16 protein-coding genes are annotated in these 18,135 nt (G+C 73.0%); 6 read left to right on the plus strand and 10 right to left on the minus strand.

The window, feature by feature from the left end:
• Position 1 precedes the first annotated feature (1 nt).
• The 3 genes from ACI792_RS00550 (at position 2) to ACI792_RS00560 (ending at position 2,901) form a co-directional block, all read left to right on the plus strand.
• Positions 2–655 carry a hypothetical protein gene (locus ACI792_RS00550; RefSeq protein WP_456600851.1) on the plus strand — a complete coding sequence of 218 codons (654 nt, stop codon included), beginning with the start codon at positions 2–4 and terminating at the stop codon, positions 653–655.
• A 180-nt stretch (positions 656–835) separates the two neighbouring features.
• Complete coding sequence (locus ACI792_RS00555) at positions 836–2,230, plus strand: sensor histidine kinase (protein WP_456600852.1); 1,395 nt, start codon at positions 836–838, stop codon at positions 2,228–2,230.
• Positions 2,227–2,901 (plus strand): response regulator, encoded by a 675-nt coding sequence (locus ACI792_RS00560; RefSeq protein WP_456600853.1) that lies wholly within the window; start codon positions 2,227–2,229, stop codon positions 2,899–2,901. Before ACI792_RS00555 ends, ACI792_RS00560 begins: the two co-directional genes overlap by 4 nt.
• An 83-nt stretch (positions 2,902–2,984) precedes the next feature.
• Here the strand turns inward: ACI792_RS00560 and ACI792_RS00565 are convergent, their stop codons facing one another.
• The 3 genes from ACI792_RS00565 to fdxA all read right to left on the minus strand — a co-directional run bounded on the left by ACI792_RS00565 (position 2,985) and on the right by fdxA (position 6,361).
• Positions 2,985–4,472 carry a PxKF domain-containing protein gene (locus ACI792_RS00565; protein WP_456600854.1) on the minus strand — a complete coding sequence of 496 codons (1,488 nt, stop codon included), beginning with the start codon at positions 4,470–4,472 and terminating at the stop codon, positions 2,985–2,987.
• 444 nt (positions 4,473–4,916) lie between these two features.
• A complete protein-coding gene (dapC, locus tag ACI792_RS00570; protein WP_456601166.1) occupies positions 4,917–6,038 on the minus strand; it encodes a succinyldiaminopimelate transaminase in 1,122 nt (373 codons plus the stop codon).
• Complete coding sequence (gene fdxA, locus ACI792_RS00575) at positions 6,035–6,361, minus strand: ferredoxin (protein WP_012947287.1); 327 nt, start codon at positions 6,359–6,361, stop codon at positions 6,035–6,037. Before fdxA ends, dapC begins: the two co-directional genes overlap by 4 nt.
• Positions 6,362–6,604: 243 nt before the next feature.
• On the opposite strand from fdxA, the gene ACI792_RS00580 reads away from it, so the two are divergent.
• Together ACI792_RS00580 and ACI792_RS00585 are read left to right on the plus strand one after the other, a co-directional pair.
• Positions 6,605–9,439, plus strand: a complete 2,835-nt coding sequence (locus tag ACI792_RS00580) for an EAL domain-containing protein (RefSeq protein ID WP_456600855.1) — start codon at positions 6,605–6,607, stop codon at positions 9,437–9,439.
• A gap of 47 nt (positions 9,440–9,486) precedes the next feature.
• Entirely contained in the window at positions 9,487–10,239 is a 753-nt protein-coding gene (locus ACI792_RS00585) for a GNAT family N-acetyltransferase (RefSeq protein WP_456600856.1), read from the plus strand.
• On the opposite strand, the gene ACI792_RS00590 is transcribed toward ACI792_RS00585, so the two are convergent.
• The 7 genes from ACI792_RS00590 to ACI792_RS00620 all read right to left on the minus strand — a co-directional run bounded on the left by ACI792_RS00590 (position 10,193) and on the right by ACI792_RS00620 (position 17,466).
• The gene (locus ACI792_RS00590) at positions 10,193–10,621 is read right to left on the minus strand and encodes a hypothetical protein (RefSeq protein WP_456600857.1); all 429 of its coding nucleotides are present in this window, start codon (positions 10,619–10,621) and stop codon (positions 10,193–10,195) included. The two genes, ACI792_RS00585 and ACI792_RS00590, sit on opposite strands and share 47 nt — an antisense overlap.
• Positions 10,618–11,511 carry an N-acetyl-1-D-myo-inositol-2-amino-2-deoxy-alpha-D-glucopyranoside deacetylase gene (gene mshB, locus ACI792_RS00595; RefSeq protein ID WP_456600858.1) on the minus strand — a complete coding sequence of 298 codons (894 nt, stop codon included), beginning with the start codon at positions 11,509–11,511 and terminating at the stop codon, positions 10,618–10,620. Before mshB ends, ACI792_RS00590 begins: the two co-directional genes overlap by 4 nt.
• Positions 11,512–11,658: 147 nt before the next feature.
• On the minus strand, positions 11,659–12,762 hold the full coding sequence (locus tag ACI792_RS00600) for an ABC transporter ATP-binding protein (RefSeq protein WP_456600859.1): 1,104 nt from the start codon (positions 12,760–12,762) through the stop codon (positions 11,659–11,661).
• Complete coding sequence (locus ACI792_RS00605) at positions 12,755–13,807, minus strand: ABC transporter ATP-binding protein (protein ID WP_456600860.1); 1,053 nt, start codon at positions 13,805–13,807, stop codon at positions 12,755–12,757. Before ACI792_RS00605 ends, ACI792_RS00600 begins: the two co-directional genes overlap by 8 nt.
• The gene (locus ACI792_RS00610) at positions 13,804–14,745 is read right to left on the minus strand and encodes an ABC transporter permease (protein ID WP_456580809.1); all 942 of its coding nucleotides are present in this window, start codon (positions 14,743–14,745) and stop codon (positions 13,804–13,806) included. Before ACI792_RS00610 ends, ACI792_RS00605 begins: the two co-directional genes overlap by 4 nt.
• The gene (locus tag ACI792_RS00615; protein ID WP_456580810.1) at positions 14,738–15,661 is read right to left on the minus strand and encodes an ABC transporter permease; all 924 of its coding nucleotides are present in this window, start codon (positions 15,659–15,661) and stop codon (positions 14,738–14,740) included. Before ACI792_RS00615 ends, ACI792_RS00610 begins: the two co-directional genes overlap by 8 nt.
• A 149-nt stretch (positions 15,662–15,810) precedes the next feature.
• Positions 15,811–17,466: a peptide ABC transporter substrate-binding protein gene (locus ACI792_RS00620; protein WP_456600861.1), complete on the minus strand. Its 1,656-nt coding sequence runs from the start codon at positions 17,464–17,466 to the stop codon at positions 15,811–15,813.
• A gap of 360 nt (positions 17,467–17,826) precedes the next feature.
• Here ACI792_RS00620 and ACI792_RS00625 point away from each other — a divergent pair, with 360 nt between their 5' ends.
• Positions 17,827–18,000, plus strand: a complete 174-nt coding sequence (locus ACI792_RS00625) for a CsbD family protein (RefSeq protein WP_269191342.1) — start codon at positions 17,827–17,829, stop codon at positions 17,998–18,000.
• Positions 18,001–18,135 lie beyond the last annotated feature (135 nt).

Raw genomic sequence — 18,135 nt, forward strand, 5'->3', positions numbered from 1 at the left:
GATGACCACCGTCCGAGCCGCGACCCACGGTGCCGCTGCCCCGGCGCGCAGGACGACCCGCCGCCCGGCGAACCGGCGCCGCCCGGCCTCCGGAGCCACCCGGCACCGGCGAGGGAAGCGCGGACCGGGCGTGCTGCGCTGGTGGCCGGCGCTGCTGGTGGGCGCCGCCCTCTTCGCCGCCGTGGCCTGGCGGGCCGACATCACCGTCGAACTCCCCGCTTCCGGGAGTTGCACCCTGCCCGGCTCGTCGGTGACCCTCTCCGCCGAGCAGATGCAGAACGCAGCCACCATCGCGCAGGTCGGCCGCGACCGCGGGCTGCCGGACCGGGCCGTGGTGATCGCGCTGGCGACCGCGATGCAGGAGTCGACCTTGCGCAACCTCGACTACGGCGACCGGGATTCCCTCGGCCTGTTCCAGCAACGCCCCTCGCAGGGCTGGGGCACACCGGAGCAGGTGCAGGACCCGGTGTACGCCGCCGGCCAGTTCTACGACCGGCTGGTGACCGTTCCCGGGTGGGAGACCGGCCGGCTCACCGAGGTCGCCCAGGCCGTGCAGCGCTCCGGCTTCCCGGAGCTCTACCAGAAGCACGAGGCGATGGCGGTCGACCTCACCGCGGTGCTGCGGCCGGGCGCCGGCGAGCTGCCCTGCGCGTGACCCGAGCCGGCTGACGGCGCCCGCGACCCGCGCCGGCCGGCGGCGCCCACGCACGGGGTCATGGCTCTCCGCGTCTCGACGCTCACCGTGCGCCGACCGTCGATCCCCCGACCGGGTCACCGGGACATTTCTCCAGGTCGCACGGCTGCTGCCCCGGTGACGAGCCCCTAGGCTCAGAACGTGACAGCCACGGGGGCTCGTCCAGGGGCCGCCGCCGGGTGGACCGCCGCGGCAGCGGCCGCAGCCACGGCGGCAGTGGTGGCGCTGCCGTCGATGAGCTTCGCCTACCAGGCTCCGGCCCTCCGCGCGGTCCTGGAAACCCTCAACGCGGTGGTCGCGCTCCTGACCGCCCTCCTCGTCTACGGGCGGTTCCGGGACGGTCGCCGTGTCCAGGACCTGCTCATCGTGCTGGCACTGTGCACCGTGGCCATGGCCAACCTGGTGCTCACCGCGCTGCCCGGCGCAGTGGCCCCGGGGGAGGACCATTTCGCGCGGTGGGAGGCCCTGGCGATCCGCCTGCTGGGGACCGTCGTGCTGACCGCAGCGGCGCTGGTCCCGGTCGCCCGGCATGCGACCCGCAGGATGTCCCTGGCGACGACGGCGGGCATCGCAGCGGTCGTCGTCGCCCTCACCGCCGCAGGTGTCGCGCTGGGGGAAGCGCTGCCCCCGATGGTCGACCCCCTGACGGCGCTCGCCGACGCCAGCAGGCCCCGCCTGGTGGCTCACCCGGCCGTCCTCGCGGTGCAGGGCGTGGGTGCGGGGCTGTACGCCTTGGCCGCGGTCGCTTTCACGCGGCAGAGCGCGCGCACCGGCGACCAGATGGTCCGGTGGATAGGTGCCGGCTGCGTGCTGGCCGCCTTCGCCCGGGTGCACTACCTGCTCTTCCCCTCGCTCTACTCCGACTTCGTCCACACCGGCGACTTCCTCCGGTTGGGCTTCTACCTGCTCCTGCTGGTGGGCGCGGTGGGTGAGATCCGTTCGTACTGGCAGCTCCGCGTGCACACAGCGGTTCTGGAGGACCGTCGTCGCATGGCGCGTGACCTGCACGACGGGCTGACCCAGGAGCTCACCTACATCTCCACGCAGGCCCGCCGCCTGGCCACCCGGCCGGACCGGGCGACGGCCGAGCTCATCGACGCCGCCGCCGCGCGGGCCGTGGACGAGGCGAGACAAGCCATCAGCGCCCTGACCGCGTCTCCCGGCGACCCGTTCTCGGTGGCCCTGCAGCGGCTCGCCGACGACATGTCCCACCGGTACGACGTGAAGGTCGTCACCCAGCTCGGGTCAGCGGCGGACGTGGACGGGACGCGCGCCGAGGCCCTGCTGCGCATCACTGCCGAGGCGGTGCGCAACGCGGTGCGGCACGGGGCCGCGCAGCGGGTCGAGCTCCGGATGACGTCCGATCCGACGTGCCTGGCGATCATCGACGACGGACGCGGCTTCGATCCCTCCACCGCCCGGCCGGGAGGGTTCGGCCTCACGAGCATGCGGCAGCGGGCCGAGGCGCTCGGGGCAGCGCTCCGGATCGATTCCGCTCCAGGAGAGGGCACGACCGTGCGTGTGAGCTGGCCGTGAGCGACGTGCTGCAGGTCCTGCTGGCCGACGACCACGCGCCGACGCGGGCGGTCGTCCGCGAGGCGCTGGAGGAGCAGGGCTTCGAGGTCGTCGCCGACGTGGACAGCGCACACGCCGCCGTCGCGGAGGCGCGCGAGCGGCGCCCCGACGTGTGCCTGCTGGACATCCACATGCCCGGCGGTGGTATCGCCGCCGCGGCGGAGATCAGCTCCACTCTGCCAGGCACGACCGTGGTCATGCTGACGGCGTCGCAGGACGACCGCGACCTGTTCAACGCGTTGCGGGCCGGCGCCTCGGCCTACCTGGTCAAGGGCATGGACCCCGAACGCATCGGCCCGGCACTGCGCTCCGCGCTGGCCGGCGAGACGACCTTGCCCCGCTGGCTGGTGCAGCAGGTCGTGGCGGAGTTCCAGCCGCCGGCCCGGCGCCGGCTGTTCCTGCCCAACCGTGCGAAGCACATCGAGCTGACCGAGCGGGAGGCGGAGATCCTCGACCTGATGGCCGAGGGGCTGTCGACCGAGGAGATGGCCAAGAAGCTGTTCGTGGCGCCCGTCACCGTGCGGTCGCACGTCGCCGCGGTCCTCAAGAAGCTGCAGGTGAAGGACCGGCAGTCCGCGGTGCAGCTCTCGCGGCAGGGGTCGAACCGTCCGGAGAACCGCTTCGGTCCGTAGCGACGGACAAGACGGAGGCCGGGCCCGGGGATCGCTCCCCGGGCCCGGCCCTGTGTCAGCGCGTGCGGGCCGGCCCGCTCAGGTCACTTGCGGAGGTCGAACGCTGCCTTGACCGGAGCCGCGAAGCTCGGGTCGCTCACCGAGACGGTGTACGTGCCCTGGGTCAGGGCGGCGTTGGTGAACTGGCTGAGCTTGGTCGACAGGTTGTAGATGTACTGGCTCCCGTCCCAGCGCATCAGCTTGCCGTTGGTGGCGACCTCGCTGATGACCGCCTCGTTGACCGCGACGTCGGGCGTCGTGTCACCCTGCACCAGGTTCACAGCAGGGGTGAGGTTGCTGACCGCGGCCCCGTCGCAGCCCGTCACGGTGATCTTGACCGGGATGGTGCTGCCGGCCTTGAAGCCGCTGCGGGAGCCGGTGCTGTTGATCGGCTGCATGATCGCGCTGGCGGTGTTGTAGGCGCGGACGCCCGTGACCGTCTCGCTGTCCGAGCCGCTGTCGTCGTCGGTCACGGTCACGGTGGCGTCGTAGCTGCCGGCAGCGGTGAACGTCCGGGCGAGGTCCGTGCTGCCGTCCGCCCACAGGACCGAGGTGGTGTGGGTGTCGGCCGAGCCCGCGTCGGTGTAGGTCGCCCCGAGGGTGACGGCGCAGTTGGTGACGCGGGTCTGCGTCACGCCGGTGATCACGGGGGCGACATTGGCAGCCGTCCAGGAGAAGGTCTGCGTCACGGAGTCGTGCTCGCCGTCCGAGGCCTGGACCGTGACGCTCCCGGAGGCGTCGTCCGTGGTGGTGTGGCTCCAGGAGAAGGTGCCGTTCCCGTTGTCGACGACCGTGCCCGCGCCGTCCACCTTGGTGATCGTCAGCGTGCTGTTGCCGTCCTGGTCGGTGAAGGACCCGGACGTCGCCGGGCTACCGACGGTTCCCTCGTTGCCGTTGGCGGCTCCGGCCTGGGTGCCGACTGCGGGGGCGTACGAGTTGCTGTCGCACGCGTTGCCGAGGCCGTCGCCGTCCGCGTCGGCCTGGTCGGCGTTCGCGACGGTGGGGCAGTTGTCCGAAGCGTCGGGGATCCCGTCACCGTCGGCGTCCGGCGCCGGAGGAGGGGGCGGCGGCGTCACGGCCGGGTTGTCCACGTGCACGTTGATGAAGTCCTGGCGGAACGTGGAGTCGAACAGCTGCGTCGTCATCTGCCCCTGCACCTTGACCTGCACAGCCACGTCCTGGAGACCACCGGTGGCGACACCGGTGATCTTGGCGTGCTCGCCGTCCGGAGCGCCGGCAGCGAGGACAAGGTTGACGCTGTGCTCGCTCGTGCAGTCGGTCACGCTCACGAACGCCGGGTTCGTGGTCGCCCACGACTTGTCCGACGTCAGGTCGATGCGGACGGGAGCGGTGGTGGTGGCGTTGCAGCCGGGGACGTCGCCCTGCGCCTCGCCCTGCGCGTCAGCCAGCAGCTTGACCGTGAACGCGACGGTCGAGCCGGCGTCGTCGGTGATGGAGGTCGGGGCCATGTCGACGGTGTCGGCGAAGGCGGCTGACGGCATCGCGATCAGGCCGGCGGTCGCCAGAGCCACTGTCGCGGTTCTCCTGCGGAGCATGGGGATCCCTCTTCCTGCATCGGATGGTCCGTGGTGGTGCGTTGGAAGAAGGTTGCGACCGCAGTGAAGCGAGGCACCAGAGGGCGAGGCGTTGACATCCCTCAACGCCTGTCGCGGCACAGGGGCGCTGCCGCGAGGGCGCCATCCGAGAGCCAGCCGGCACCCGCCTGACCTGCGGTTTCGCCCGAGGCATCCACCCGCATCCTTCGTCACCGGCCGACGTGCTGAGGCGTTGAGATCCCTCAACGCCTCAGCACGCGGGCAGCCCCCGGGCGCCGCTCGGTGGAGGCGTCACCGCCCGGCGACGGCGCACGGCGCCACCACCGAGCAGGACCCACCCGGACGGGACGCGATCCGCCCACCCCTCGGGGACGCCACGACCTCGTCCCGGCCGGAGGCGGACGGGTGCGTGGCCGGCTCTCAGCCGCGCAGGCGCTCCACGGCGGCGTCGATCCGCTCGTCGCTCGCGGTGAGCGCCAGCCGGACGTGCCGCGCGCCAGCCGGTCCGTAGAAGCTTCCGGGAGCGGCGACGATGCCGCGCCCGGCGAGCCAGTCGATGGTGGCCCAGCAGTCCTCGTCCCGGGTCGCCCACAGGTAGAGGCCCGCCTCCGAGTGGTCGATGCGCATCCCCGCCGCGCGCACCGCGGCGGCCAGCCGGTCACGCCGCCGGCGGTACCGCTCCCGCTGCGCGTCGACGTGCGCGTCGTCGTCCAGCGCGGCCGCCATCGCGGCCTGGACCGGCCCCGGGACCAGCAGCCCGAGGTGGCGGCGCACCTCCCACACCCGGCGCACCAGCTCCGGGTCGCCGGAGAGCAGGCCACCCCGGTAGCCGGCCGCCGTCGACTGCTTGGACAGCGAGTGCACCGCCAGCAGGCCGGTGTGGTCGGCACCGGAGACGTCGGGGTGCAGGATCGAGCGGGGTTCCACGTCCCAGCCCAGCGTGATGTAGCACTCGTCGGCGACGACGGGGACCCCGTGCGCCCGGCCCCAGTCGACCCACGCACGCAGCTGGTCGACCCCCAGCACCCGGCCGTGCGGGTTGCCCGGGGAGTTCAGCCAGACCAGGGAGACGCCGGCCCCCTCGGCCGGAGGCGTGTCGCTCCGGCGCACCGCGAGGCCGGCGAGCACGGCGCCGACCTCGTAGGTCGGGTAGGCGACCTCGGGGACGACGACGGTGCTCGCGCCGCCCTGCAGCCCCAGCAGGGTGGGCAGGAGGGCGACGAGCTCCTTGGAGCCGACCGTCGGGATCAGCGACGGCTCAGCCCCGAGCGGGTCGGCCACCTGCACGCCCAGCCGCCGCGCCAGCCAGCCCGCGGCGGCGGTGCGCAGCGGCACGGTGCCGAGCGCCGTCGGGTAGCCCGGGGCGTCCGCCGCCCCGGCCAGCGCCTCGCGCAGCACGGCGGGGGTGTCGTCGACCGGGGTGCCGATCGACAGGTCGACCACCCCGCCGGGGTGCTGTGCCGCCCGCGTCCGCGCCCCGGCCAAGGAGTCCCACGGGAAGTCCGGCAGCGCGCGGGGCCTGCCGGGGACCGGAGCGGTCAGTGACCTTCGCCCTGGGGCGGGAGCGCGGCCACCAGCGGGTGGTCCTTGCCGATCTTCCCGGTCTTCGCGGCGCCGCCCGGGCTGCCCAGGTCGGAGAAGAACTCCACGTTGGCGTTGTAGAAGTCCTTCCACTTGTCCGGGACGTCGTCCTCGTAGTAGATGGCCTCCACCGGGCACACCGGCTCGCACGCGCCGCAGTCGACGCACTCGTCGGGGTGGATGTAGAGCATCCGGTCGCCCTCGTAGATGCAGTCCACCGGACACTCGTCGATGCACGCCTTGTCGAGAACGTCGACACAGGCCTGGGTGATGACGTAGGTCACGGGGTTCCCTCCCGGGGACGTTCGGGCGGCGCGCCGGGCGAGGCCGGTCGCGTCAGATGCGTCCCTAGTATCACCTCCGGGCCCGGTCGGCGTTCCACGGGCCACCCGTCACGTCCCCCGTGCGGGGCACTCCGGCGGCCTGTCGGCGGGCGTCCCCCCATGGGGGGTGGGTTCCCGCCCAGCGCTCAAGCAGCGGGCCGGGGCGCCGATCTCGACGACGTGTCCGGGACGACGCAGGGTGAGGTGACGCCGCGGCTGGAGCCGCCGGCGTCCCCCTTCGACGCGCACGCCGCCCTGGTGCACCTGCTCTCCCGGCTGCGCGCGTCCTCCGGGGCCACCCGGGTGTCGGTGTGGGTCCACGAGGCCACCACCGAGCTCGTCGTCCCGTTCCGGCAGTCCACCAGCGCCACCCGCGGCCAGCTCCCCCTGCACCCCGCCCTGCGCACCCCCGCGAACCTGTGCGACTCCCCTTTCCTCTCCGCCGTCGTCACCGGCCGCCGGCCCGTCGTCGCCCACGCGGACGGCCGGCGCGCCGAGGACCGGCAGCTCGCCGAGGTCGGCATCCGCTCGGCGCACGGTGAGCCGCTGGTGCTGGACGGCGCGGTCGTCGGAGTCCTGACCGTCGAGCCCGCCGCGGCCGCCGCCCCGCACCTCCTCCGCCAGGTCGCCCCCCGCATCGCCGCCGCGCTGGCCGAGGCGTGGACCCGGCGCACCCAGCAGCGTCGGCTGGAGCAGGCCGGCGTCCTCCTGAAGCTGATCGAGTCCGCCGCGCAGGCGCAGTCGATGGACCACCTGCTCGGCTCCGCCTGCCGCCAGCTCGCCGAGCTGGGCGAGGTCGAGCGCGCCTGCGTCTTCCTGCTCGAGGACGGTCGGCTGGTGCCCCGCATGGCGGCGTACGCCGACGGCCGGCAGGACCTGGCCACCTGGCGGCAGTTCCGCGCCGCGCCCGTACCCCTGGAGCTGGCCGAGACGGTGCTGCGCACCGGCACGCCCCTGACCGCCGACCGCGACTCCGACCTCGTCTCGGGCTGGTGGGTCGACTCCTTCCACATCGCCTCCGCGCTCGCGGTCCCCCTGGGCCGCAGCCCCGACCTGGCCGGCGTCCTCACCCTGGACAGCACGCAGGTGCGGCCGTTCTCCGAGGACGTCCGCCGGCTGGCCGCCGCCGCCGGCGCGCACCTCGGGGGCGTCATCGAGCAGGCCCGCACCAGCCAGGCCCGCGCGGCGTCGCTCGCCACCGCCCGCGTCGTCCGGCAGCTGCTCGTCGACGGCTCGGCGGTGACCGGGGCCGCCGCCGCCGCGGAGGTGCTCGCCCGCGCCGTCCAGCGGCTGGCCGGCACCGACCGGAGCGCCGCCTACCTGGTCGACGGCGACGACCGCATCAGCGAGGTCCGGCACGTCGACTGGCCCGAGGAGCACAAGCAGGTCGTGCAGGTCCGGCTGGTGGGCGAGCCGGCGGCCGGCGTCCCCCTGTGGCGCCTGGCGACCGAGGAGCGGGCGCCCGTCTTCGTGGAGGACGCCGCCGCCACCGACCTGCTGGACCCCGAGCTGGTGCGGGCGCTCGAGGTGAGCTCCTACATCAGCGTGCCGCTCATGTCGGGCGACCGGCTCCTGGGGCTGGTCGTCACCGGATCGGTCGGCGCCAGCCGCACCTGGAGCCCGTCGGTGCGCGATGCCGTCCGCCAGGTCACCCTCGAGGGCGCGCTGGTCGTGGAGAACGCCGAGCTGCGCGCCGCCGAGCAGGAGCGGCTGGCCCAGCTGGCCACCGAGGCGCACCACGACCCGCTCACCGGGCTGGCCAACCGTCGCAAGTTCATCGAGACCTTGGAGACCACCGTCTACGGCGACCGGGACCGGCGGTGCGCCCTGCTGATGATCGACCTCGACCGCTTCAAGGAGATCAACGACAGCTTCGGGCACAGCGTCGGCGACGACCTGCTCTGCCTCGTCGGCCCCCGCCTCGAGCGGGCGCTGCGCCCCGGCGACCTGCTGGCCCGCATGGGCGGTGACGAGTTCGCGGTCCTGCTGCCCGACGCCGACGTCGACCGGGCCCGCGAGGTGGCCGACGCGCTGGGCGCCGCGCTGCGCGACGCCTTCGTCCTCGCCGGCATGTCGCTGCACGTGGACGCCAGCATCGGCATCGCTCTCTCCCCGGACCACGGGCGCGACCGCTCGCTGCTCCTGGCCCGGGCGGACACCGCCATGTACGCGGCCAAGCGCGGGCGCCTGGGCTACGAGCTGTGGGCCCCCGACGGCACCCCCGCCACCCGGGACCGGCTGCAGACCCTGGAGCAGCTGCGCTCCGCCCTCGACGGCGAGCAGCTGCGCAACCACTACCAGCCCCAGCTGGACCTGCGGACCGGCACCGTCGTGGGCCTGGAGGCGCTCGTCCGGTGGGAGCACCCGGAGCGGGGACTGCTCTACCCCGACGTCTTCCTGCCCCTGGCCGAGCAGGCCGGCCTCATGCGCCGGCTGGCGTTGCGGGTGCTCGAGCGCTCGCTGCGGGACCTGCACAGCTGGCGGACCCACGGCCACGACCTGTCGGTCGCGGTCAACCTCTCGGTCTCCAACCTGCAGGACGTCGCCCTGCCCGAGCAGGTCGCGATGCTGCTGGAGACCTGCTCCCTGCCGGCCGGCGCGCTGGTCCTGGAGATCACCGAGGACGTCCTGATGGCCGACGCCGCCCGCAGCCAGCAGGTCATGGCCGGGTTGCGGCGGCTGGGCGTGCGGTTGTCGGTCGACGACTACGGCACCGGCTACTCCTCGCTGTCCTACCTGCGGGCGCTGCCGGTGGACGAGCTGAAGCTCGACCGCAGCTTCGTCACGCACCTGACGTCCGACCCGCGGGCGGCGGCGATCGTGCGCAGCACCCTGCAGCTGAGCCGCGACCTCGGGATGAGCATGGTCGTCGAGGGGGTCGAGGACGCCGGCGCCCTGGCCGCGCTGCGCGAGTGGGGCTGCGACGTCGCGCAGGGCTACCACATCTCCCGGCCGATGCCGGCCGAGCGGGTGCTGGGCTGGCTGAACGCCCGCCCCCTGCCGGCCGCGCTGGGCACGACGGCGCCCCCGCGCCACTGACGGGGGCGGCCACGCCCCGCGCGGCGCCGCGCGTCATGATCGTCGCCGTGACCGCCGCCTCGACCACCCGGGTCGCCGAGCTGGAACGGCTCGCGGCCCGTACCTGGCGCGGCCTGGACGAGGAGCCGTACGGCGACTGGCTGCTGCGCGCCGGGGGTGGCTTCACCGGTCGCGCGAACTCGGTGCTGGTGACCGGGGACCCGCCGGACGACCTGCCCTCGGCCGTCGCCGCGGTGACCGCCTGGTACGGCGGGCGGGGACTGCGCCCGTGCGCCGCTGTCCCGACGCCGGGCGCCGAGGCCGCCGACGAGGCCTTCGCCGCCGCCGGCTGGATCCGCGACGAGGACACCCTGGTGCTCGTCGCGCCGGCCGGCCCGTGGCCCGCCGCCGACGTGCCGGTGGTGCTCGACGACGCCCCCGACACGGCCTGGCTCGCCGGCTACCGGCACCGCGGGGCGGCGCTCCCGGCCACGGCGGAGGCGGTGCTGCGCAACGCCGAGCGGCCGCTGTTCGCCTCCGTCCGGCCCGATCCCGCTGCGTCCCGGCCGGCCGCCGTCGCCCGGGGCGTGGTCTGCGACGGCTGGCTGGTGGTCAGCGCCGTGACCGTCGACGAGGGCTGCCGGCGGCGCGGCCTGGCGACGGCGGTGATGGCGGCGCTGGCCGCCGAGGCCCGCACCCGCGGGGCGACGTCCTGCCTGTTGCAGGTGACCGCGTCGAACGCCCCCGCGCTGGCCCTCTACGCCCGGCTGGGGTTCACCGAGCACCACCGCTACCACTACCGGTGGGCGCCGCGGGGGTGACCCGGCGGGCCGGCGCGCCCAGCGCCAGCCCCACGGCGAGGGCCGCGGCGAGCACCCCCAGCAGCAGGAAGGCGGTGCTCACGATGCCGAGCGCGCCGCCGGACACCAGCAGCAGGTCACCCTCGGGACGCCGGGCCATGGCCGCCACCACGACGACCAGCCAGGTAGCGGCGGGGAGGGCGGCGACGACCTTGGACCCGCTGAGCCGCAGCGCCGCGGACACCAGCAGGACGTTGCCGACCACCGCCGCCGGCACCGACACGGGCACCAGCACGCCACCGACCCGCAGCGGCAGCCACAGCACCTCGACGACCGCCAGCCACGCCGCGACGAGCACCGCGCAGACGCCGAGGCCCACCGTGACCGGGCCCCGGCGGCTCACACCTCGAGGCCGGCGAAGAGGTCGTCCTCCCGGCCGTCCGGGCCGGACGCCGGCCCGCGCTCGCCCCGGACCAGGCGGTAGTACTCGACGCCGAGCACCTCCTGGCCGAGGTTGTTCGACAGCGCGAAGAACGGGCCGTCGACGGTGATCTGGGTCGGGTGGGCGCGCATGGCGGCGTCCTTGCGGCCGGCGTACGCCCGGGCGTCCACGGCACAGGTGACCACCTCGTCGGGCACCACGAACGGGACCTCGTCGAGGTCGCCCAGCCCGTCGAAGGGGGAGGCCTCGCCGAGGGCGGCCATGGCCTCGATGCCCTCCCGGATCACCGACCGCGGCATGGCGTTCCAGTACACCTTCGCGACGTCCCAGGCCGCGCCGAGGTCGGGGCGGTAGCCGGGGTCGGCCGCGACCTCGACCGCCCGCATGGCCACGCGGTGGGCCTGGATGTGGTCGGGGTGGCCGTAGCCGCCGAACTCGTCGTAGGTGACCACGACCTGGGGGCGCACCTCGCGGACCACGGCGACGGCGTGCGCCACCGCCTCGTCGAGGTCGGCGTTCCAGAACGCGCGCGGGTGCTCGTTGGCCGGCGTCCCCATCATCCCGGAGTCGCGGTACCGCCCGGCCCCGCCGAGGAAGCGGGAGTCCTCGACGCCGAGGGCGGTCATCGCCGCACGGAGTTCCCAGATCCGGTAGCCGCCGAGCTGGTCGGCCTGGTCGGCGGCCAGCTGGCCCAGCTCCGGCACCAGGATCTCGCCCTCCTCGCCCAGCGTGCAGGTGAGCAGGGTGACGCCGACGCCCTCGGCGACGTAGCGGGCCATCGTGGCCCCGTTGTTGATCGTCTCGTCGTCGGGGTGCGCGTGGACGAGGAGCAGACGTCGGTCAGCGGTCACGATCGGCCATTCTCCCTGAGGCCGTCGGTCCCGCGAGAGCCACCGACCCGGGGTCGTCGTCGTCCTCCCTCACCGCGGAGCGTCCTCCCCCACCGCGCACCGTGAGGGAGGACCCGCTGGGATCAGGGAACCTGATCCCAGCGGGGGTCAGGCCTCGGTGGGGACGACGGCGCGCGCCTCGGCGAAGTGGCACGCCGAGGGGTGCCCCTGCCCGCGGTCCACCAGGGCCGGGGCCTCGGTGGCGCAGATGTCCTGGGCCTTCCAGCAGCGGGTGCGGAACCGGCACCCCGAGGGCGGGTTCGCCGGGCTCGGGACGTCACCCTGCAGCAGGATCCGCTCCTTGAGCCCGCGCAGGTGCGGCTCGTGCACCGGCACCGACGAGAGCAGCGCCTGCGTGTAGGGGTGGGCGGGCGAGCCGTAGACCTGCCTGTCGGTGCCCTCCTCCACGATGCTCCCCAGGTACATCACCGCGACGCGGTCGGAGATGTGCCGCACCACCGACAGGTCGTGGGCGATGAACAGGTAGGAGAGCCCGAAGTCGTTCTGCAGGTCCTCCAGCAGGTTCACCACCTGCGCCTGGACCGACACGTCCAGCGCGCTGACCGGCTCGTCGCAGACGATGACCTCCGGCTGCAGCGCCAAGGCGCGGGCGATGCCGATGCGCTGGCGCTGGCCGCCGGAGAACTGGTGCGGGTACCGGTTGACGAAGTCGGGGTTGAGGCCGACCCGCTCCATCAGCTCCTGGGTGCGCTGCAGCCGGCCCTTCTTCGGCGCGATGTCGGCGTGCACCGACCAGCCCTCGGCCACGATGTCCCCGACGGTCATCCGCGGGTTCAGCGAGGCGTAGGGGTCCTGGAAGATGATCTGCACCTCGCGGCGGTACTGCTTGAGCCCGCGGCCGCTCAGCTTGGTGACGTCCTCCCCCTTGTAGAGGATCTGCCCGTCGGTCGGCTTCTCGAGGGCCACCAGCATCTTGGTCACCGTCGACTTGCCGCAGCCGGACTCCCCCACCAGGCCGACGGTCTCGCCCCGGCGGAGCCGGAGGTTGACGCCGTCCACGGCGCGGACGTGGCCCACCGTGCGCTTGAGGACGATGCCCTGCGTCAGCGGGAAGTGCTTCTTGAGGTCCTTGACCTCGAGCAGCACCTCGCCGGGGGTGTGCACCGGGCGGCTGGCCGCGTCGGCGGCGTCGGACGCCGCGGCCCGGTCCGCGGCGCTCGCCGCGGTGGCGCCGGAGCCGTCGTCAGACATGGAGGACCTCCTCGCTGTAGTGGCAGGCGGCCTCACGGCCCGGGACGACCAGCCGCAGCGGCGGGACGTCGGCCACGCAGTCGCGACCGGGCGCCGCCTGCGCACCGGTGCGGCGCTTGGGACAGCGCGGGTGGAAGGGGCAGCCCGAGGGGATGGCGGCGAGGTTCGGCGGCTGCCCGCCGATCGGCTGCAGCCGGCCGCCCTTGACCTCCACCTGCGGGATCGAGCGCATCAGCCCGTCGGTGTAGGGATGAGCGGGGTTGCCGAACACCTCGTCGACGGTGCCTCGCTCGACGATGCGGCCGGCGTACATGACGGCCACGTTGTCGGCGACCTCGTTGACCACACCGAGGTCGTGGGTGATGAGGATCAGCCCCATCCCGGTGTCCCGCTGCAGGTCCTTGAGCAGGTCCATGACCTGGGCCTGCACGGTGACGTCGAGCGCGGTGGTCGGCTCGTCGGCGATGAGGATGCGCGGGTCGAGGGCCAGCGCCATCGCGATCATGACGCGCTGGCGCATGCCGCCGGAGAACTGGTGCGGGTAGTCGTTGACCCGCTCCTTGGCGGCCGGGATGCGCACCCGGTCCATCAGCTCGACGGCGTGCTGCTTGGCCTCCTTGCGGGAGGTGCCCCGGTGCGCCCGGAACATCTCCCCGATCTGGAAGCCGACGCTGTACACGGGGTTCAGCGACGAGAGCGCGTCCTGGAAGATCATCGAGATCCCCGGCCCGCGCACCTTGCGCTGCTCCTCCTCGGGCAGCGTGAGCAGGTCACGCCCCTCGAAGACGATCCGGCCGCTGGTGACCTCCGCCGGGGGCGAGTCGAGGATGCCCATGATCGCCTGGGCGGAGACGGACTTGCCCGAGCCGGACTCGCCCAGGATCGCGAGGGTCTCCCGCTCCGAGACGGTGTAGCTCACGCCGTTGACGGCGTTGACCAGGCCCGATCCGGTGCGGAACTGGACCCGGAGGTCGTCGACCTCCAGGAGCGGCGCCCCGGCGCCGCCGGCCGGGCTGGACGGGACGGACGTGGACGCGGTGCTCATGAACGCTGCTTCGGGTCGAGGGCGTCGCGCAGGGCGTCACCCATGAGGACGAACGCCATCACCGTCAGGGTGAGGACGAGGCTCGGGAAGAGGACGGCGTGCGGCGCGGTGCGCAGCAGGTCCTGGCCGGTGTCGATCTGCAGCCCCCAGGAGATCGCCGGCGCCTGCAGGCCCACCCCGAGGAAGGTCAGCGTGGCTTCGGCCGCGATGAGCACCCCGATGGTGATCGTCGCGTACACCAGCACCGGGGCGACGGCGTTGGGCAGGATGTGCCGCACGAGGATCCGGCTGTCGGAGGCGCCCATCGCCCGGGCGGCGGCGACGTAGTCGGAGCTCTTGACCGCGATGACCTGCGAGCGGACCAGCCGCATCGCGGTCATCCAGCCGAACATCGCCAGCGCGATCGCCACGGCGACCACGCCCCGGCCCAGGATGCCGCTGCGCAGGACCACCAGCGCGCCCAGGATCAACGGCAGCGCGTAGAAGATGTCGGCGATGCGCGACAGGATGCTGTCGGTGACGCCGCCGTAGAAGCCGGAGATGGCGCCGACGAGGACGCCGAACACCAGGATCACGACGACGGCGAGCAGGCCGATGATCAGCGAGTTCCGCGCGCCGTAGACGACGTTGGCCAGGTAGTCGCAGCCCTGCTGGTCGAAGCCGAACCAGTGCTCCGCCGACGGCGTGGCGTTGCTGTTCGACAGGTTGCACGAGCGCGGGTCGACGCCGCGGGCGAAGACCGACGGCAGGAGCGCCATCGCGACGAAGAGCAGGCCGAACAGCGCGCCGATCCAGAAGAAGGCGTTGCGCCTGAGCTGGCGCCAGGCGTCGCTCCACAGGCTGTTCTGGCGCCCCCCGTCCGGCTGGTCGGTCGCGCCGGTCACGCCGCCGGCGCCGGCCTCGTCGTGACCCACGGTCGTCAGGTTCGGCTCACTCATAGCGGATCCTCGGGTCGAGGACGGCGTAGAGCACGTCGACGACCAGGTTGAAGAAGATGAAGACGAAGACCAGGAGCGTCACGATGCCGACCACGACCGCGCCCTCCTGAGCGCGCACGGCGTCGAAGACCGCCCGCCCGATGCCCGGGAGGTTGAACACCGTCTCGGTGACGATCGCGCCGCCCATGAGGGTGCCGATGTCGGCGCCGACGAACGTCACGACCGGGATCAGGCTGTTGCGGAGCGTGTGCCGGACGATGACGTCCCGGCGGGGCAGGCCCTTGGCCCGCGCGGTGCGCACGTAGTCGGCCCGCATGTTCTCCGCGATGCTCGTCCGGGTCAGGCGGGCCACGTAGGCCAGCGATCCGGCGGCCAGCACCAGGCCCGGCAGCAGGTAGCTGTACCAGCCGTCGTTCACGCCGGCGATCGGGAACAGTCCCAGCTGCAACCCGAAGGTGAACTGCGCGACGAAGGCGAGCACCAGGATCGGGATCGAGACGATCAGCGTGGTGCTCACCAGCACGACGTTGTCGAAGAAGCCGTTCTTCCGGATGCCGGCCATGACGCCGGCGACGATGCCGATCAGGATCTCGAAGGCGATGGCGACCAGCGCCAGCTTGATGGTGACGGGCATGCGCTGGGTGATCGTGTCGAGCACCTCGCGGCCGCGGAAGTCGGTGCCGAAGTCGCCCTGCAGCAGGTCACCGACGTACTTGACGTACTGCAGCCAGAGCGGGTCGTTCAGGTTGAACTCGTCGGTCAGCTGGGCCACCACGGCGGGCGCGAGGGGTCGGTCGCCGCCCAGGGCCCGGATGGGGTCCCCCGGCAGCGCGTAGACCAGCGCGAAGATCAGGAAGGAGGCCCCGAGCATGACCGGGATCGTGAGTAGAAGGCGGCGCGCGATGTAGCGGCCCATGTCGCTCCTCGGTCAGGACGCGCCGTTCCCCTGTGACGGGCGCGGACGCGTCGTCCATGATGCGGGACGAGCCCGAGCGGCCGACCGCCGGGGAGCCCTGCCCGGTCTGGGCGGGGTTCCCCGGCGGCGGCCTGCGGTGTGCGGCTGCGTCAGCTGATGGGCGTGACGTTGGCGACGTCGATGTCACCGAAGACGTCGATCACCACGTCGCTGACGTTCTCCGAGTGCCCGGCCTGCTCGAGGTCGAAGAACATCGGGGCGATCGGCATGTCCTCGAGCAGGATGTCCTCGGCCTGGTTGTAGAAGTCGAGGGCCTCCTCGTTGCTCGAGGCGCTGTTGCCCTGCTGGATCAGCGCGTCGAACTCGGGGTTCGAGTAGAACGTGGCGTTGGAGCCCGCCGGCGGCAGCGCCGCCGTGGAGTACAGCGGCTCCAGGTAGTTCTGCGGGCTCGGGTAGTCCATGCTCCAGCCGAGGCGGAAGGGACCGGTCACGCCCTGCTCGTCGAGCAGCGGCAGGTACTCGGCGAAGTCCAGCTCGCCCCGGAGGACGTAGTCGACGCCGAGGTTCTCGCGGAGCTGGTTGCCCACGGCCTGGACCCAGGCGTCGTGGCCGGCGCCGGCGTTGAACCACAGCTCGATCGGCTGGCTGCGGTCGAAGCCGGCCTCGTCGAGCAGCGCGTTGGCCGCGTCGACGTCCAGCTCGCAGTACTCGCAGACACCCTCGCGGTAGCCGTCGACGACGGGGGCGACGTAGGCGTCGGCGGGCGTGCGGCTACCGGCGAAGATGGCGTCGGAGATCGCCTGCCGGTCGATGCCCATCGACAGCGCCTGACGGACGCGCGGGTCGGAGAACCGCTCGTCGTAGGTCGGGAAGCCGAGGTAGGTGAACCCGGAGGACGGGGCCTCGAGGTACCGGTCGCCCAGCACGTCCTGGGCCGAGGCCAGGGCGTCCGGGGGGAGGTCCGGCAGGACGTCGAGGTTGCCCGCCTGCAGGTCGTTGTAGCCGGTGTTCAGGTCGGCGTAGACGCGGAAGTCCACGGACTCGGCCACGGCCGGGTCCTCGCCGGCGTAGTCCTCGTACCGGGTGACGGTGATGCCCTGACCGGGGACGAACTCGCTCTCGGCCTGGAACGGGCCGTTGCCGATCGGCTGGGCGCCGAAGCCCTCGGGGTCCTCGAAGAAGGCCTCGGGGAGCGGCCAGAAGGCGTTGTAGCCGACGGTCACGGGGAACTGCGCGAAGGGCGAGGCGAGCTCGACCTCGAAGGTGTTCTCGTCGATGACCCGCAGGCCGCTCATCTCCTGGGCGGCGGGGTCGCCGGTGACGTTGCCCTCTTCGTCGGTCGGCGCTTGCAGGTCGTCGTACCCGAGGATGTTCGAGAAGAAGTACGACGCGCCCTGGGCGTTGGGGCTGTAGGCGGTGTAGTTCCACGCGTCGACGAAGGACTGCGCGGTCACCGGGGTGCCGTCGTGGAAGGTCCAGCCGTCCTTGAGCTCGATGGTCCAGGTGGTGTTGTCCTCGGACTCGATGGACTCGGCGACGCCGGTGTACTCCACGGCACCATCGGCGGCGTACTCGATCAGGCCCGTCCACAGGGAGGAGATGACCTGGTGGCCCTCGCTCTCCGTGGTGTTGCCCGGGACGAGGGGGTTCTCCGGCTCACCGACGTAGACGCTGAACGAGCCGCCACCCTCGGCGGCGGTGCCGCCCTCGCCACCGTTCTCATCGCTGCCACCACAGGCGGACAGCATCATCGCGGCGGCGACGCCGGCCGCGACGAGCCCACCTCTGCGCTTGCTCAACTTCACGTGCAATGCCTCCCTCGTCCCGCGTCAGCGGGGGGAACGGACAGGTCGACCCAGGCCCCGCGGGCGAGTGGACGACTGATTGGTCTCGAACCGGACGCAGCCGGACCGCTGGGGACCGGGACTGCGACGGGTGGACCCTAGGCACGCCTCGGAGAGGGTGTCCACGGACGTCACCGACTTGTGACCTGTGTCCACGATCCGCCTTCCCACCGTAACTTCCACGCCCCAGGGGGCGTCCGGCGGGCCGTCCTCCCGCGGTCCCGACGCCTCGGCCGGAGGCTTTCCGGCGAGCGTGTCGCGAGGTCACAGGTGGGGTATGGCTGCCCCCACGCGCACGACGACGACCGGGAGGACGACGCGATGAGCGGCATGGACAAGATGAAGAACAAGGCCGAAGAGCTGAGCGGCAAGGGCAAGGAGTCGGTCGGGGAAGCCACCGGTGACCGCGACCTCCAGGCCGAGGGCCAGGCCGACCAGGCATCGGGCAACCTCAAGCAGGCCGGGGAGAAGGTCAAGGACGTCTTCAAGAAGTAGAAGGACCCTCCTGCCCCCCATCCCTCGCTGACGCTCGGCGCGGGTCCCTGCAGGAGGGCCGTTCCAGCACCGCACCCCTCGCTGACGCTCGGCGCGGGTCCCTGCAGGAGGGACGTCCCTCACGTCGCCACGGGC

It is taken from the genome of Blastococcus sp. SYSU DS0669 (assembly GCF_054050895.1).

Bases quoted from the DNA above. Each gene is read 5' to 3' on its own strand.
- ACI792_RS00615 (WP_456580810.1), bottom strand. From the start codon at position 15,661: ATGGGCCGCTACATCGCGCGCCGCCTTCTACTCACGATCCCGGTCATG.
- ACI792_RS00625 (WP_269191342.1), top strand. From the start codon at position 17,827: ATGAGCGGCATGGACAAGATGAAGAACAAGGCCGAAGAGCTGAGCGGC.
- ACI792_RS00600 (WP_456600859.1), bottom strand. From the start codon at position 12,762: ATGTCTGACGACGGCTCCGGCGCCACCGCGGCGAGCGCCGCGGACCGG.
- ACI792_RS00605 (WP_456600860.1), bottom strand. From the start codon at position 13,807: ATGAGCACCGCGTCCACGTCCGTCCCGTCCAGCCCGGCCGGCGGCGCC.
- ACI792_RS00550 (WP_456600851.1), top strand. From the start codon at position 2: ATGACCACCGTCCGAGCCGCGACCCACGGTGCCGCTGCCCCGGCGCGC.
- ACI792_RS00610 (WP_456580809.1), bottom strand. From the start codon at position 14,745: ATGAGTGAGCCGAACCTGACGACCGTGGGTCACGACGAGGCCGGCGCC.